A 16,317-nucleotide genomic window follows, 5' to 3' on the forward strand; every position below is an offset into this window, starting at 1 on the left:
GGTTTTGATTAAATTTTTATTTTCTGCAACGCCCAAACTAATCTTCTTTAAAAACCTTAAATTGCTCCTCGTCAATTCTCCCAGCTTCGTAAAGTGTTTTTGTAATTTCTGAAATAGTTAACACAGAATGAGCGCAATAACCACTAGTTTTTAATTTATCTTTAACGCCTTGCTCGTGATCCATAAACACTACAATATCTTTAACTTTTAGTCCCGCAGATTCTAGTTTTTGAGCGCCTTCAATTGCACTTTTGCCACTAATTAAAATATCATCAACAACTACCACTGTTTCACCAACACAAAAATTGCCTTCAATAATTTTTCGAGTTCCGTGAGCTTTGACTTCTTTGCGCGGAAAAATCATTGGGTAACTTAGACGCATCGATAATCCTGTAGCTGTAGGCAATGATCCGTAAGGGATTCCGGCAATGCGATCAAACTGCAAAGTTTTTAATATATCAGCGTAAGCTGTCAAAATTAGCGAGAAAACTTGCGGATTAGAAATAATTTTTCGCAAATCTACATAGTAAGGAAAAGTTGCCCCGGATGCTTGGACAAAATCACCAAACATAATACAACCAAGATCGTAAAGCTGTAAAATTAAATCAAAATAACGGTGTTGATTTAATAAACAAACATCGGGCAACCAAATAGCACAACTAGAACCTTTAGAAATAACTTGTTCTCTAATTTGGTTAACTTCTAAACGTAAAGAATTAATCTCCGTAAATTGGTTATTTGCCAAGCTATCTTGAGGTACGGGAATTAGTAAACCATCACCATTATTATTTAAACCCGCCGTTAAAATATTGTTTAAATTGCCACCAATAGCCCAAATACTCCGCGCCAGTATAACTCGTTCTGGTGCTAAGTCTCGAATTCTAGCTAAAACCTCTGGTGAAGTTGTCCCCACCTCTAAACAAACTTGTTCTAAAGTTCCCCAAGTTTGAGCGGCTTTAACTACCTGCAAGTACAAAGGAGCATCGTTGTTAGGATACTGCTGCAAAGCTCTAGCACCCAAGTTAGAAGTACAGGCTAAAATAAATACTGCTTTACCTGGATAAACTAAAAACGGCGCAACATGGTCTTGTCCTACGTAAGGACTAAGGGTAATGGCATCTACTCCCCACTGATTAAATACCGTCCGAGCAAAAACACTGCTGGTATTGAGATCGCTATGTTTGGCATCTAGAATCACTGGAATGTGACTGGGGATAGCCTTTAAAGTGCTTTCGAGTAATTCTATCCCGCCTGCACCCAAAGCCTCGTAAAAGCCCAAGGTGGGCTTGTAAGCACAAACCAAATCGGCAGTTTGGGCGATAATTAATTGCAAAGAATCAGACAAATTGGCAATAAGATCGCGATCGCCGCTTTCAGGCATCATTTCTAAGTTAGGATCGAGTCCCACAAATAGCAAACTTTGATTTAGGGCGATCGCAGCATTTAACTTATCAAAAAAATTCATGAGCTAATTGGCGATAAGGAAAACTGTAGATAGAAATTTTTAGCCTGTCTTTGCTCCAAGGTACAGACTTACAACTGAAGCGAACGCTAAGGAGTTGGGTGCAATCACTCAGAAGTTGATGTATCAGTATTTTGAGCTTTTACTGAGGTAGAAACTATTTCCGGCCTATCCTCTACAAACCAATCATTTAATAAAGATTGCAGCTTCATCCTTTCAATGTAGGGCCAGCCTCCTTGGGATTCAATATCTTTGAGCAAAGTATGGAATCCATGACGGCTATCAGGTAAAGACTCTTGAAAAAATCCTTCTCGGATCTCTCTATGTAAAGCTTCTAGGCATCGTAGCAACGCTAAGAGCGCTAAACTATCATTTTGACAGCTTTGGGCTAAAGTTTGCACCTCTGTAGTAATGGCTGCTAATTTTGCGTCAATGTCCATACTTGTATTCATCAAAATTCCTAGCTCGCTCCCCCATCAAATATTTTTGCATTCCAATAAAATTTATTACTTTGAGTCTCAAAGCCACAGATTATCCGAATGCTCCCCAAAGTAAACGTAACATCCCCGTGTAAAATTCTGTATTGGGGTCTGAAATAAATCATGCTGCAAACTATCACTCTTGAGCTAAATTAATGCAGTTCAAGAGCTTATAAAAACGGTAGTTGCAGGAGATGTAGTCTAAACCACTGTTTAGTAGGTTGCTTAGAGTGCGATCGCACTTTAAGGGTGACTATAGCTAAAGGAGCGTCCTATTACTACTAAAGTAGAAAACGCACCTTGCTAACGACGCATCCGATATTAGCCCAATTTCATTCGTATTATTAGGCTATCCGGTTAAATATGGAGTTACATAAAACATTGAGGTCAACCATGAGGTATCGCGCTTTAATTATTTCCTTCTTAGCAGTCTTCTTAGGGTTAATAACTGCTTGTAGTGATGCTACTATGGCATCAGAAAGTCGAGATGTACTTACCTACGACCAAATTAGAGGTACAGGTCTTGCTAATAAATGCCCGCAAATGGCAGAAACAACTCGCGGTTCGATTGCCCTGGATTCAAATCAGTCTTATAAACTTACTGAACTGTGCTTAGAACCCACAACTTTCTTTGTTAAAGAAGAACCTGTTAACAAACGTCAAAAAGCCGAATTTATTGCCGGAAAATTGTTGACCCGTTATACTTCGACCCTTGACCAAGTAGAGGGCAAACTAAAATTAAATGATGATCGCAGTTTGACTTTTGTAGAAGAAGATGGGCTTGACTTCCAAGCAATCACCGTTCAACTACCTGGTGGCGAACGAGTACCGTTTTTGTTTACCATTAAAGACTTAGTTGCTCAGTCTCAGCCCGGTTTAACTAGCATCAACACATCCACAGATTTTGAAGGCAAGTTTAAGGTTCCTTCCTACCGAGGTTCGGCGTTTCTCGACCCTAAAGGTCGCGGTGTCACCGCAGGTTACGACAATGCCGTAGCTTTACCTTCTAGTGCCGATGACGAAGATCTTACCCGTGCCAATATGAAGCAAGCTGAAGTTGGTGAAGGTACTATTTCTTTGCGAGTTGCTAAAGTAGACAACAATACTGGAGAGATTGCTGGAACTTTTGAAAGCGAACAGCCTTCAGATACCGATTTGGGAGCCGCCGAAGCTAAAGAAGTCAAAATTCGCGGTTTATTTTTCGCTCGGATTGATTCTTCCGCGCTCTAAAACTCAAGCCTCCACTGCGATCGCACGATTGTTTACAGGGGAGATGAGTTAAAATCAATAATCTACCAAAAAGGGCTAAATGCTCTTTTTTTTTGGGGATATTTTATTTTAGATTTAGCTAAAAATTGCGATCGCGTAGTTTAACTTAGCAATTCTCCTGAAATTAGCACAACTTTAGCCAAACTTCAGTGTAATTTCGGTAGCAAAACTTGCCATAAAATTAATATTCTTAGTGTTAGAGATGCATTCCTGATACTTCAGTTAATTAGAAATGCTCTTATTCTTACCGCTACTGCCTTTTAATTTAATTTTTATACATACTCCCGTAGATTTCCTGTCCGCTTTCAATATTAATAATCTCAAAACTTACGTAGCAGAGAAAAAACATGGTGTTAGCCTTCACCGGAAGCAATAGTAAAGTCAAGCAAGAGAGCGCAACTCTGCTAAGAGAATATCAGCAGTCGCCATCGGCTAGTATCCGCAATGAAATTGTCACTCTTAACTATGGGCTAGTAAGAAAAGAAGCCTATTACTGGACTAATCAGTGTACAGAAAGTTATGAGGACTTGCTGCAAGTCGGCTGTTTAGGTTTAATTCGTGCCATCGAAAAATTTGAATTGTCAAAAGGAATGGCTTTTAGTTCTTTTGCCATACCCTATATTCGCGGTGAGATTCAACATTATCTGCGCGACAAAGGCGTTATGGTCAGAATTCCGCGACGCTGGTTAGCATTACAACAGCAAGCTGTAGGAATTACCCGTCAACTGCAACAAAAGCACAACCGCCAACCGACAGATATTGAAGTTGCTACCGCTTTAGACATTACTATTGCCGAATGGCAAGAAGTCAAACTTGCTTGGGTTAACCGCTCGCCTCTAAGCTTAGATACCCCAGCCCAAGATGGCGATGAAGAATCCGCCTTGTTAGGGGATACGGTTCCCGACGCACATTACAACAGTTTTCAACTAGCACAAGAAGACCAAATTCGTTTGCAAGAAGCTTTGGTTCAATTAGAACAAAAAACTCACGAAATTTTAAAATTTGTGTTTTTGTATGACTTAACGCAAAAAGAAGTAGCTGAAAAGTTGGGTATTAGTGTTATTACTGTATCTCGTCGAGTCAAGCAAGGATTAGCCTCTTTGAAAAAGGTGATGCTTGCACCGGAAGACTAGCGCTTTAAAAGTCTTCCCCAAAAAGGCATTACTATCGACTAAGCTTGATATTCTAGTTTTACTTGCTAGCAATGCAAATAATATCAGCAAAACTAGCTTTGATAAATTTTAAAGTATTCAGATAAATAAATAGTTCTTGACTTTTGCTCCGTAATTTTACGTAGCAGAATTTTTTGTATTTATAACTTTGCTAAAACTAGCAAAATCAGCTTTATTAATTAAAGTTTAGACACTTGCAATTAAATTACAGAGCCAAGGACAAAATTAAGTTTTAGTTTACAATAATTGTGCTAGATGCAATACTCATATTGCTTGTATAAGAAATGAAAAAGTACCTATTTTAACCTAAAAACAGTTGTTTATCTGGTTATTTATTAAAACTCTTTAGTGAAGTTATGCGCCGAATCAGAACCACAGCATTTTTAGGAATGCTCGCTATAACAATAACCGGGTGTCCTTCATCTGATACCCAACAAAGTATTAATCCTACGCCATCGCCCTCTGTTGTCGTTCAAACACCGCCCCCAGCAAAACCGCCCTTAGTAGCTATAAACCCCAGCAGTGCTACCTTCTTAGCTCCCGGATTAATTCAACCAACTAATGCTAATCAGCGCACCAAACAAGTAGCAAAAGGCAATCGAGATCCTTTTGCCGCATTGTTTTTACCTGTTCCTGTTGCCCCTGTAAGCGTGGGGAATAGCCCCAATGCTCCCTCCCAAGCTCCACAAATGGCAACGCCTACAGCCTCCAATGGAACTAATAGAACGCAAACTTCCTCTAGAAGCGTAGCTAATAGGTCGTCAAGCCCTAAGTCTGTAACTATTAATAATTCCCGGACGGCAGCAAATCCTCGGACGGCAGCAAATTCTAGAACGGCGGCAAATTCTCGGACAGCAGCAAATTCTCGGACGGCAGCAAATTCTCGGACGGCGGCAAATCAGGACACATCAGGTAATACAGGAGCTACATCGATTCAAAATACTCCCTTCCCACCAAATGCAACCCTGCCAAATAACAATTTAGAACCAGCTTTACCACCAGCACCAGCAGATACAACATTAGCAAACGGTGTAACGGTTATGGGTGTAATTCAAATTGGCGAACAAACTCAAGCGATTGTCCAAGTACCTAATGAAGCTACAAGCCGATACGTTCAAGTAGGACAAAGATTGTCAAATGGGCAAGTGTTGGTAAAAAGAATTGAATTAAATGCAGGTGCAGAGCCCTTAGTTATTTTAGAGCAATACGGCGTTGAAGTTTCTAAGGCTGTAGGCGAACAACCTCCAAGCCAAGGACAGCAAGCAACTTCGCCTACGGCGGCTGTACCGTTACCATCAAGAAAAAGTAGCACAACTACTACCGAACTTCCAGCACCGCCACCAAATATTAATAGCCGATTAAATAATTTGCTATCAACACTGTCATCTAATCCCCCGGTAGCAGCTAAGTAATGATGGACAATCAAAATAACCGAGCAAATTTAACAGTGCAGTTTTCCAATTTACCTTTGGCAGTGTATCGGGAAATTGCCGCTCATCTCTGCCAAGTAGAGGAAGTAGAAACAAAGTTGTTACAAGCTTCTACCCCTGAGTTTAATTACAATGACAGCCAAGTTGAAAGCTTACAAATTCAACTGCCTGCCGCTAATAAACAGAGTAGAGAACAAGTAGAAGAAATTTTAGCTTACTATCAAAACATTTTTGGGGCAATAGCAAGATTCTAGGTGATGAAACTTAGTCCAAAAAAGCAACAAGATATAGGAAAAAGGCTAAGGGGGTTAATCTTACTAAGCTTTGAGCAAAAATTAAATTTTGCGGTTTTGGGAATCTACTCCAGCTTTTGATTTAGCTGTTAAAGGCTTAATTACCTTAGAGATTGCTTGCTGGATAAATTCTTGCATAAATTCATCACGGCGATTAAGCTCAAACTGTCTTTGCACAACTTCAGTAATGCCACCATCTCCCCAGTCTTGATTGTGGCGAAAATACTCAATAAAACTTCTCCCCGCAATCCGCGTTAAATAAGCCGCCGTTACTCCTTGAATTGCCTTCCCAACAACAATTGTGGCGACATTAAATTGCAAGGCTGTGGACAATAGTTTAATTGCTCCTGTGACAATGCCCAAACTTGCCAGAGTTTTCGCTAAAGATAGTGCTAATTCTCGCCCCTGCTCTAGATTTAACTCGCAACCGTAAATTTTGCCGATTTCTACTACCATTTGGGCATTTACTGCCGCCGTTGCCAATAAATCGATGACAGGTATGGGAGTTACTGAAATTACCCCCGCCCCAATCCAGGCAAAACGGTCTACAACCTTCTCGGCTTGACGGCGACGTTGAGAATCAATCAGTTTGCGGGCTTCATCACCAATTTGTTGGGATTGTAGCAAAATGTTGTCTGCAACTAAGTCCTCTCCTTCTGCTCTTAGTACCGCCGCCATGCGCCGGAGTAAGGGCAGAATTTCTGGTTCGGGGTAAAAAATTTCGCCATTTTCGCCTTCGATACTTTGGGGATTGGCAGCAATAGCTACAATGTCTGTGGGCTTGAGAAAATCACTTGTGCGATCGCGCAAATGAGTAATAATTGTTTCAGTATCGATTTGCGTGTATAAATCGATTTTATTGAGGACAATGAGCGATCGCTTACCAATTTGGGCTAAAGTCTGTAAAGGTTGGTATTCTGAGCTTCTGAGGTCATTATCTACGACAAATAATAGTAAGTCTGACCCCGTTGCTAACAAACGTGCTTTTTTTTCGCGCTCGGTTCCTGCTATCCCCGCCTCTAAAATACCTGGGGTATCGGTAATCAATATTTGCCGACTCATGCCTTTTAATTTAAGTCGGTAGGTTTCCCCAACTTCTGTTGTTCCCATAGGCGCATCGACTTTACCAATTGTTTGAGCAAGTTTTGGTTCAAGGTTGCCCAAACTTTCGGCAATGCGCCCAATTAAAGCATTTACCAAGGAAGTTTTACCCGCCGAACCTGTACCAAATACTACTACTTGTAATTCTCCCCCCGATAAAGTTGCTTCAATCTCTTGGGAACGACCTAATAAAGCCTGTTTTGCGACTTCATCTTCAATTTGGGCTACTTGTTGCCTAATGGCGCGGAGAGTTTCTTGGGCTGCTTCAGTTTTAACAACAGGAATTTGCAGATTTGGCGGACTTTTCCTGCCCAAAGCTTTCCAAGATAGGGGTTGACGGCGTTGTAGTGAAGATTTTTCACCTTTTCTAAATAGCAAAATATAGTAGACAAATACGCCAATTAGCGATGCCAGTAAAGCAATTAGCAATAGCAGCAATAAATTAGCTAAAAAAGGCGATGTAAAAGCAGTAGAGCTATACAGCCAGGACAAAGAATTAACTAGCCACAGCATTAACCCCAAAATGAGGGTTAAACCAATAATCAGCGTCAATAGGCGCGATAGGGGCATAGTTGAGAGCGCGGCGGCAACAATTAACTAACTAGATTCTAGTCTTTCTTAGAGATGGCAGTAACTAAAGGGCGATTTTATCCTCCAAAATCCCCAAGGTGGCACAAGTCAAGTTTTAAATGCTTTTTTGGATGCCGATTGCTGACGCGATGCAGTTGGCTAGTCATCACTTTGGCAAGTAAAGAAAATTGAGGAGTGGGTAAAATATCTGTACCTATTTAGCCTCAGCAAATATGAAAGTCGTATTTTTTGGCACTCCCGACTTCGCCATTCCAACTTTAGAGCATCTGCTAGAACATCGAAATTTTGACGTTTTAGCCGTTGTCACTCAACCTGATAAACGTCGCGAACGTGGCAGTCTAACTACGGCTTCACCTGTTAAAAGTATAGCTTTAGCGCGACAAATTCCTGTTTTTTCACCCCAGCGCCTTAAAAAAGATCCCGAAACTCTTAGTAAGCTCAACGATTTAGACGCAGATATATTTGTAGTTATTGCCTACGGACAAATTTTGTCTCAGGAAATTCTTGATATGCCGCGTTTGGGGTGTATTAACGTTCATGGTTCTATTTTGCCCAAGTATCGCGGCGCAGCCCCAATTAACTGGTGTCTTTATCATGGAGAGACTCAAACAGGCATCACCACAATGTTGATGGATGCAGGGATGGATACTGGGGCAATGTTGCTTAAAGCTACAATTCCCATTGAATTATCAGATAATGCGCAAGATTTAGCTACTAAGTTAACAAAGCTTGGAGCCGATTTATTGGTGGAGACGCTGATTAAATGGGAACAGCAAGAAATTACCCCCATCCTTCAAGATGATACTGAGGCAACTTACGCCCCTTTAATTCAAAAGTCTGACTATGTTCTAGATTGGCATAAAAGCGCGAGCGCACTCCACAATCAAATCAGAGGTTTTTTCCCTAACTGTACGACAACTTTTCGCACTCAACTACTCAAAATTCTTGCTGCTGTCCCCCTAGAAACGGCGGATGTAATTCAATTCCCTAATTCCAGCCCTCCCGGTACACTGGTCGGTATGATCAAAGGCATGGGGGCGGTGATTCAAACAGGCGAAGGAATATTGTTATTAAAAAAAGTGCAGTTAGCTGGCAAAAAGCCCCAGTCAGGCGGAGATTTTGTTAATGGGAATCATTTGACAGTGGGGGAAATGTTGCCGTCGTAGCAAATTCTTCTTTTTCATAAAAACGACACCCGTTGCAAAGTCCTTTGGGGTTGACGGCGCAACGGAAGATTTCGGAACGAGCATTAAAGCGGCAACTAGCATCGCCAACTACCCAGCGCCCATCTACAAGGCTGCTCTCGGTCGGTCTTTGCGCCAATTGAACAAATAGGGCTATTTTATGCAATTTATAGCGCCCTGCCTTTAAATGGTAGCGGTGACGGCGTTCTAAAACTGCATAGGTTCGCTCTCCAACATCAACATAGTTACCTGGTTGGGGTGTCCAATCTAGTTGAACATTTCCTAAACATTGACGTGGGTGCGTCAATATAATCTCTGTGGGTAAATTTTGCTCCATAAATTAGTTAATGCCTAGTACGTTTGGTTAAAAATGCGAAGCCCGTTACCGGGCGCGCTTGCGCTATCGCCCTGTCAACCGTTTTGCAATCCTGTATCCTCCCCATTACCCATTACCCATTACTAGTTTTTAAGTGTATGACTTTTTTTCCTTGAGCTTTATAACTAGCTTCCCAGCAAAGGCTAGGATCTAATTTTTTGCTTAATTGAGGTTAAACTAAGTCATGATAAAATTTGAGACGGTAGTTAAACTTGTACTGCTACGCGACAAAAGAATTATCAGTCCTTAAACCTTAACTATTTTCTTACCATTTCTTCAATGGCTTCTCAAAACAGTCCGAGGCATTTACTAATTATTGAAGACGATCAAGGACGTAAGCAATTTTTACTTGACGGTTCTGTTTATTCTATCGGTAGAGACACCCGGTGCGACATTCGTTTGTTTTCACAGTTTGTTTCGCGCCGCCATGCAACATTGGTTCAACTACCGAAAGAAGATGGTAGTTGTTATTATCGCATTGTTGACGGCGATTCTAAGGGTAAGCCTAGTGCGAATGGAATGCTAATTAACGGGCAAAAAATCTTAGCCCACGATTTAAAAAATCGAGATGAGATTATTTTTGGGCCTCAAGTGCGGGCTATATATTATTTACTCAACCGCGAGACTATGCCATCGTTGCCAACGGACGAGTTTGATGTAACGCTAATTGGCCCTAATATGATGCCAGATTTTGATGAGTGAACTACGGTTAATTTTTTTGCTCAACTAGCTAGGCTTTCTACACTTTGCCAATTTTGATTAAGAGCAATTGTGCTATTTACTCGCTCAAACACTTGATAACAGTGATTAGCAACTTGTAAAGGTAATTCCTCATTTTTTACAACTAAGCTCACTCGCGTTTTTGCTTCTGTAGCTGTTGTGCCATCAATCAGTACTTCTACGGATACCAGTTTGGCTAAAGATACGTTACCTGGAATTTCCCGCGCCATAATATACTCGTTCTGATCATAAATAATGTCTAAGCTACAATTAAGCAGAATTTCCTTAATTGACTGTCTTAAATAGAGATTATTTCCAGAATTTACAGCAAAACAACAAGTGTAACGAGCCATTATATTTCATCCCTAAAACATTCTATTGTCCATGCCAGCTTATCGACATCCACCGTTACGATACTGGAACTGTAAGATGCCATCTGCAATAGGACTAGGACTACCGAGATTTTATTTTACATCTTATACTTTGATCAATTCTACAAAAACCGTTGGAACTTGCATGACTGCCAGATTTTAAGTTAGGCTGCGTAGTCGATTGAGAGGTACAGCCTGATTTTCTAGCTCAAATTACTAAAACTTTGCGCCAGAGGTTTTATATAGCGATCGCATTTTGAGTTATGAAATATGGATAGCCACTAGCCCCGAGAATTGGGGGCTAAGAGTCTTGTCCCCCCAAACTTGGGGAGGCAAAAAGCGGTGGAGCTTAACCTGACCGCTTTATTGCCGTCGGTTAGGGGGCGAAACCAGAGCGCTGTTCAAGGGCTGATTTGAGATTGCTATATAAGAAAGTTATCTGACTAATGGTAATAATTACGTCGAAATAGAGCATAGTTGGGTAATTTAGGCGATCATTTCTCCCTATTGCCTTAAGAATCAGGAGCGCAGGAAAGAGTCAGTTATAGGACAATTTTCAATTGTTTTTGATACTTGCTGCCTATTTTGCTCTGTGCAAGGCACAATAAAAAGAATGGTATTAGGGTTTGGTGTAGATGAACGATCTAGACCGATGTTACAGATTACTTGGGCTTGAGCCAGGAGCATCCCTCGAAGAAGTCAATCAAGCTTACAAAGACTTAGCTTTTATTTGGCATCCCGATCGCATTCCTCAAGATAATCTACGGCTACATCAAAAAGCACAAGACAAACTTAAAGAAATTAATCACGCGCGCGATCGCCTGCGGGAAGTAAAAACGCGCGATCGCACTCCCACAGCTTACACTTCTCAACAAAGAAAGCCGCCCCAATCGTCGCCACCAAGCTACTATCAATCTTCACCACCAAAAAAGCCGCCCCAGTCGCCGCCACCGCCACCGCCGCCCTCTAGTTACTCTCAATCCTCCCGGCATCAATCTCATTATGCGTCTTACAGTCAGCCTAAAAAGACCCATGGCGACTTAAGCGGAGTAGATTTAAGAGGCGCAAATCTCCAAGAAAAAGATTTCTCTTACCGAAACTTAAGCAAAGCTAATCTCAGCGAGGCTAACTTGAGCGATGCCTTTCTTCATAAAGTCAATTTGCAAGAAGCGGATCTATCTAGAGCAAATCTATTTAGAGCCAACTTACTGCAAGCAAATCTTAGTAATGCTAACTTGCGCGAAAGTAACTTAATTGGAGCCGATTTTAGCGGTGCAGACCTGAGTGGAGCCGATTTGAGCGGTGCTAAAGTGGGAGCAGGCGATCGCATTATGGTCAAACTAACAGGGGCAAATTTGCGGGGAACAATTATGCCTAATGGTCAAATTCATCAATAATTATTGTGGGCGATCGCTGATACATTAGCAGCAATGAATCCTCAATATCCCCAAGCTGAAGCAGATATCAAAGATATTAAAATACCTGACTAAAAACCCCTTACTTAGTCTAGGATTCTGGGTGTTTTAGCTTCCAAATAGAACTAGAAATTAGATTTATCAGGACGTGAGCAATAATTGGGATGAGCAAATTATTTGTTACTACCGCACTGTAGCCCAAGATAAAGCCGACAATAGTAGCCCATACAACATACTGCCACTGCTTGCAACTGCTCAGGTGCAAAATCCCAAAACAAAGACTAGATACAGCAATTCCGGTTGTATCAGTGCCAAAAGCTGGCAGCATTACACCCCTAAATAATAGTTCTTCGCTGAGTCCTGGTAATAATCCTACCCAAATTAAGTCGGGTAATACCAAGGGTTTAAGGACAAACTCTAAGTAAAAATCGGCACTGTTGCGATAAGCTGCCCAAAATTGGTACATTAAAGAGCTAATAGTCGTGACGATCGCAGCTATAGCAATGGCAAAGGGTAGGGTGGCTGCATTCCAGCGCAAAGGCAATAAGGCAACATCGCCCAATTGTAACCAAAGCTTGGCAAGTAACCCCAGTAAAACGGCAGTCACACCCATAGCTATAAGTAACTGAGTGCGTGTGAGAGGTTGAAGTTGGGGATCGATTTGGGTCACAGAAAGTTTTGGGAGACGATAGACACTAAAGTAATGGCGATAGGGGATTATATGAAGTGCGAAGCTCTGCGAGCTTGTGGCTCTATCGCGCTTAATTACAATTAAACCATTCATACTACTCTAAAAATCGTTAGTAGTTCATCGGCTACTAGACCAATACTTAAGAAGTTACAAGTGCAGAAATAGACTTTTACAATAGTAAATAGTGGCTTGTCAAACACGCAAAAGCGCTGTTAGTAATATTTACTCCTTATAGAATCTATGCCTTTTTCCGCAATTGTTCGGGCTTTGGGGCGATCGCCTCTTTCTACAGAATTATTATCTAAACTAGATCGACAAAAAGAATGTTATCTAAGCGGCGCGCCTCGTCTCCCTAAAGGTTTAGTTGCCTCAGCTTTAGCCCAAAATAAAGAGCAGAACTTATTTGTCATCTGCGCCACCTTAGAAGAAGCTGGACGCTGGGCGGCTCAACTAGAAGCTATGGGCTGGCAAACAGTACATTTATATCCTACTTCCGAAACCTCGCCCTACGAACCTTTTGACCCCGAAACAGAAATGATTTGGGGACAGATGCAAGTTTTAGCCGATTTAATTGTCAAGGATAACACCGATAAGCCGAAAAAAATGGCGATCGTTGCTACCCACGCCGCCTTGCAGCCGCACTTACCACCCCAAGGAGAGTTTTTACCCTTTTGTCTAACCCTCAAACGAAAGATGGAATTAGACTTAAAAACTTTTAGCACTCAACTAGCTAATTTAGGCTATGAGCGAGTTCCCCTTGTAGAAACAGAAGGGCAATGGAGTCGGCGCGGCGATATTATTGATGTGTTTCCAGTCGCTTCAGAGTTGCCTGTGCGTTTAGATTGGTTTGGCGACGAGTTGCAAAATATTCGCGAGTTCGATCCCGCTACTCAACGCAGTACCCCCCGCAATACTAATAATGGCGCGGCTTTAGATAAAATTGAGCAGATTATCCTAACTCCAACTGATTTTGGGGGGATTATTACCGCCGCTTTGACGACCGAAGGCGCAAACACTGTTAAATCTTATTTATCTGAACTTGAACAAGAACAGTTTGATCATGGTAAATCTCCTGAAGGTAGTAGGAGATTTTTAGGCATAGCTTTCGAGCAACCCGCCTCTTTGTTAGATTATTTGCCCAAAAATACCTTAATTGTGATTGACGAAAACGATCAATGTATTGCTCATAGCGAGCGCAAGATCGAAAACGTCCAAGAGCAATGGCAGCAAGGAAATAATAAAAATCTCCCCAAGATTCACCGCTCTTTTGCTGATTCCATTGCCACCGCCGCCGAATTTAACAAACTTTACTTAGCTGAACTTGTCGAAGAAATTGGGCTAAATTTAGCTAGTCGCCCTGTACCTTCTACCCCGCATCAATACGCCAAACTTGCCGAAACCTTACGCAACGAACGCGATCGCCGTTTTTCTACTTGGCTAATTTCTGCCCAGCCTAGTCGCTCAGTTTCCTTGCTTCAAGAACACGATTGTCCGGCGCAATTTATCCCCAATCCCCGCGACTACCTGGCAATTGACCGTTTGCAAATTCAACACACCCCCGTAGCGCTTAAATATTCAGGACTAGCGGAGTTAGAAGGCTTTATCTTGCCTACCTTTCGCTTAGTAGTTGTAACTGACCGCGAATTTTATGGGCAGCATTCCTTAGCTTCTCCTGGTTACGTCCGCAAACGCCGCCGCGCCGCCTCTAAACAAGTAGACCCCAATAAACTCGCTCAAGGAGACTATGTAGTTCATAGAAGTCATGGTTTAGGTCAATTTCTCAAGCTCGAAAGCCTAACTATAAACAGAGAAACCCGCGAATATTTAGTTATTCAATACGCCGATGGTTTATTGCGAGTAGCCGCCGATCAAGTAGGTTCTTTAAGTAGGTTTCGGGCTACGGGTGATGGGCTACCCGTACTTAATCGAATGTCGAGCAAGTCTTGGGCAGCTTCTAAAAGCAAAGTCCGCAAAGCAATTAAAAAGTTAGCAGTAGACTTACTAAAACTCTACGCTGCCAGATCCCAGCAAACAGGCTTTGCTTATCCCCCTGATATGCCTTGGCAAGAAGAAATGGAAGACTCCTTTCCTTACACTCCCACACCCGACCAATTGAAAGCTACGGCGGATGTAAAAAGAGATATGGAAAGCGATCGCCCAATGGATCGTTTGGTCTGCGGTGATGTGGGTTTTGGTAAAACAGAAGTAGCAATTCGCGCCATATTTAAAGCCGTAACTGCTGGTAAACAAGTTGCTTTGCTTGCTCCCACAACTATTTTGACCCAGCAGCATTACCATACTCTCAAAGAACGTTTTGCACCCTATCCAATTCAAGTTGGTTTACTCAACCGCTTCCGCAGCGCTCAAGAACGCCGCAACATTCAAGAAAGGTTGGCAACGGGGGAACTAGATATAGTTGTGGGTACGCACCAATTATTAGGTAAAGGTGTAATTATCCGCGATTTAGGTTTATTGGTCATCGATGAAGAACAACGCTTTGGAGTTAATCAAAAAGAAAAAATCAAATCTTTGCGAAATAAAGTAGATGTCTTAACTTTAAGCGCTACACCAATTCCCCGTACTTTGTATATGTCTTTGTCTGGTATTCGGGAAATGAGCTTGATTACAACTCCGCCCCCCTCAAGGCGACCAATTAAAACTCATTTATCTCCTTACGATTTAGAAACTATCCGCAGCGCCATCCGCCAAGAAATTGATCGCGGCGGACAGGTATTTTATGTAGTACCGCGCGTTGATGGCATTGAGGAAACCTCGGCGGTGTTGCGAGATTCGCTCCCTGGTGTGAGACTTGCGATCGCTCATGGGCAAATGGATGAATCAGAACTAGAATCAACTATGCTCACCTTTAGTAACGGTGACGCGGATATTCTTGTTTGCACCACAATCATTGAGTCTGGCTTAGATATTCCTAGAGTCAATACAATTTTGATTGAAGATGCTCACAAATTTGGTTTATCTCAGCTATACCAATTGCGCGGTAGAGTTGGTAGGGCAGGCATTCAAGCTCAGGCGTGGCTATTTTACCCCAAGCAACAAATATTATCGGAGGCGGCAAGGCAAAGGTTAAGAGCAATTCAAGAATTTGCTACTTTGGGTTCTGGCTATCAGTTGTCTATGCGCGACATGGAAATTAGAGGCGTGGGCAACTTGCTAGGGGCGGAACAATCAGGGCAAATGGAAGTAATTGGCTTTGATTTGTATATGGAAATATTGCAAGAATCGATTAGAGAAATTCAAGGGGCGGAAATTCCCCAAGTTGAAGATACCCAAATTGACCTTAATCTTACCGCCTTTATTCCCGCCGATTATATCGCCGACTTAGATCAAAAAATGAGTGCGTACAGGGCAGTTGCTACAGCTAGTTCTCAAGCTGAGTTAGATGCCATTGCTGCTGAGTGGAGCGATCGCTTTGGCACTGTCCCACCCGCCGCTAAACAGCTATTGCGAGTGATGGAACTGAAGCAATTAGCCAAATCTCTCGGCTTTAGTCGCATTAAACCAGAGGCTAAACAGCATATAGCTTTAGAAACAGCAATGGCAGAACCCGCTTGGAAATTGATGGTTGAGAACTTACCCGACCATTTGCAGTCGCGCTATGTCTACGCCCCTGGTAAAGTAATTGTCCGCAGTCTCAATTTGCTTAAACCTAACCAGCAGCTAGATAACTTAATTGATGCCCTAAGTAAAATGCGAGGGGCAATTCCTGAAGCTGCAATGATTTAATAAACCCCTTTGCCATCAA

14 protein-coding genes are annotated in these 16,317 nt (G+C 42.0%); 8 read left to right on the top strand and 6 right to left on the bottom strand.

What is annotated here, in order from left to right; genetic code table 11:
- Nucleotides 1–37: 37 nt before the first annotated feature.
- Together C7B70_RS05720 and C7B70_RS05725 are read right to left on the bottom strand one after the other, a co-directional pair.
- Nucleotides 38–1,465, bottom strand: coding sequence for a bifunctional orotidine-5'-phosphate decarboxylase/orotate phosphoribosyltransferase (locus tag C7B70_RS05720; RefSeq protein WP_106368101.1), 1,428 nt, complete (start codon nt 1,463–1,465; stop codon nt 38–40).
- A gap of 104 nt (nt 1,466–1,569) precedes the next feature.
- On the bottom strand, nt 1,570–1,914 hold the full coding sequence (locus tag C7B70_RS05725) for a hypothetical protein (protein WP_106368102.1): 345 nt from the start codon (nt 1,912–1,914) through the stop codon (nt 1,570–1,572).
- A 420-nt stretch (nt 1,915–2,334) separates the two neighbouring features.
- Between C7B70_RS05725 and C7B70_RS05730 the strand changes: the two genes are divergently transcribed.
- From C7B70_RS05730 to C7B70_RS05745, 4 genes are all read left to right on the top strand, one after another.
- On the top strand, nt 2,335–3,171 hold the full coding sequence (locus C7B70_RS05730) for a photosystem II manganese-stabilizing polypeptide (RefSeq protein WP_106368103.1): 837 nt from the start codon (nt 2,335–2,337) through the stop codon (nt 3,169–3,171).
- Nucleotides 3,172–3,557: 386 nt separating this feature from the next.
- Complete coding sequence (locus C7B70_RS05735; RefSeq protein WP_106368104.1) at nt 3,558–4,343, top strand: RNA polymerase sigma factor SigF; 786 nt, start codon at nt 3,558–3,560, stop codon at nt 4,341–4,343.
- A 428-nt stretch (nt 4,344–4,771) separates the two neighbouring features.
- Nucleotides 4,772–5,794 (top strand): hypothetical protein, encoded by a 1,023-nt coding sequence (locus tag C7B70_RS05740; RefSeq protein ID WP_146134010.1) that lies wholly within the window; start codon nt 4,772–4,774, stop codon nt 5,792–5,794.
- Nucleotides 5,794–6,066 (top strand): acyltransferase, encoded by a 273-nt coding sequence (locus C7B70_RS05745; protein ID WP_199192089.1) that lies wholly within the window; start codon nt 5,794–5,796, stop codon nt 6,064–6,066. Before C7B70_RS05740 ends, C7B70_RS05745 begins: the two co-directional genes overlap by 1 nt.
- 81 nt (nt 6,067–6,147) lie before the next feature.
- Here the strand turns inward: C7B70_RS05745 and C7B70_RS05750 are convergent, their stop codons facing one another.
- Nucleotides 6,148–7,776, bottom strand: a complete 1,629-nt coding sequence (locus C7B70_RS05750; RefSeq protein WP_106368107.1) for a YcjF family protein — start codon at nt 7,774–7,776, stop codon at nt 6,148–6,150.
- Between the two features lie 233 nt (nt 7,777–8,009).
- Between C7B70_RS05750 and fmt the strand changes: the two genes are divergently transcribed.
- Nucleotides 8,010–8,963 (top strand): methionyl-tRNA formyltransferase, encoded by a 954-nt coding sequence (gene fmt / locus C7B70_RS05755; protein WP_106368108.1) that lies wholly within the window; start codon nt 8,010–8,012, stop codon nt 8,961–8,963.
- Here fmt and C7B70_RS05760 read toward each other — a convergent pair.
- Nucleotides 8,920–9,318 (bottom strand): DUF6464 family protein, encoded by a 399-nt coding sequence (locus tag C7B70_RS05760; RefSeq protein ID WP_106368109.1) that lies wholly within the window; start codon nt 9,316–9,318, stop codon nt 8,920–8,922. The two genes, fmt and C7B70_RS05760, sit on opposite strands and share 44 nt — an antisense overlap.
- Before the next feature lie 318 nt (nt 9,319–9,636).
- On the opposite strand from C7B70_RS05760, the gene C7B70_RS05765 reads away from it, so the two are divergent.
- Entirely contained in the window at nt 9,637–10,059 is a 423-nt protein-coding gene (locus C7B70_RS05765) for an FHA domain-containing protein (protein WP_106368110.1), read from the top strand.
- A gap of 20 nt (nt 10,060–10,079) precedes the next feature.
- Here C7B70_RS05765 and C7B70_RS05770 read toward each other — a convergent pair whose 3' ends face one another.
- Nucleotides 10,080–10,430: a hypothetical protein gene (locus C7B70_RS05770; protein ID WP_106368111.1), complete on the bottom strand. Its 351-nt coding sequence runs from the start codon at nt 10,428–10,430 to the stop codon at nt 10,080–10,082.
- Between the two features lie 653 nt (nt 10,431–11,083).
- On the opposite strand from C7B70_RS05770, the gene C7B70_RS05775 reads away from it, so the two are divergent.
- Nucleotides 11,084–11,845, top strand: coding sequence for a pentapeptide repeat-containing protein (locus tag C7B70_RS05775; protein WP_106368112.1), 762 nt, complete (start codon nt 11,084–11,086; stop codon nt 11,843–11,845).
- Between the two features lie 109 nt (nt 11,846–11,954).
- Here C7B70_RS05775 and C7B70_RS05780 read toward each other — a convergent pair whose 3' ends face one another.
- The gene (locus tag C7B70_RS05780; protein ID WP_233220834.1) at nt 11,955–12,476 is read right to left on the bottom strand and encodes a CPBP family intramembrane glutamic endopeptidase; all 522 of its coding nucleotides are present in this window, start codon (nt 12,474–12,476) and stop codon (nt 11,955–11,957) included.
- Between the two features lie 318 nt (nt 12,477–12,794).
- On the opposite strand from C7B70_RS05780, the gene mfd reads away from it, so the two are divergent.
- Entirely contained in the window at nt 12,795–16,298 is a 3,504-nt protein-coding gene (gene mfd, locus C7B70_RS05785) for a transcription-repair coupling factor (RefSeq protein WP_106368113.1), read from the top strand.
- The last annotated feature ends 19 nt before the right edge of the window (nt 16,299–16,317 follow it).

It is taken from the genome of Chlorogloea sp. CCALA 695 (assembly GCF_003003885.1).
Lineage (GTDB): Bacteria > Cyanobacteriota > Cyanobacteriia > Cyanobacteriales > Chroococcidiopsidaceae > Aliterella.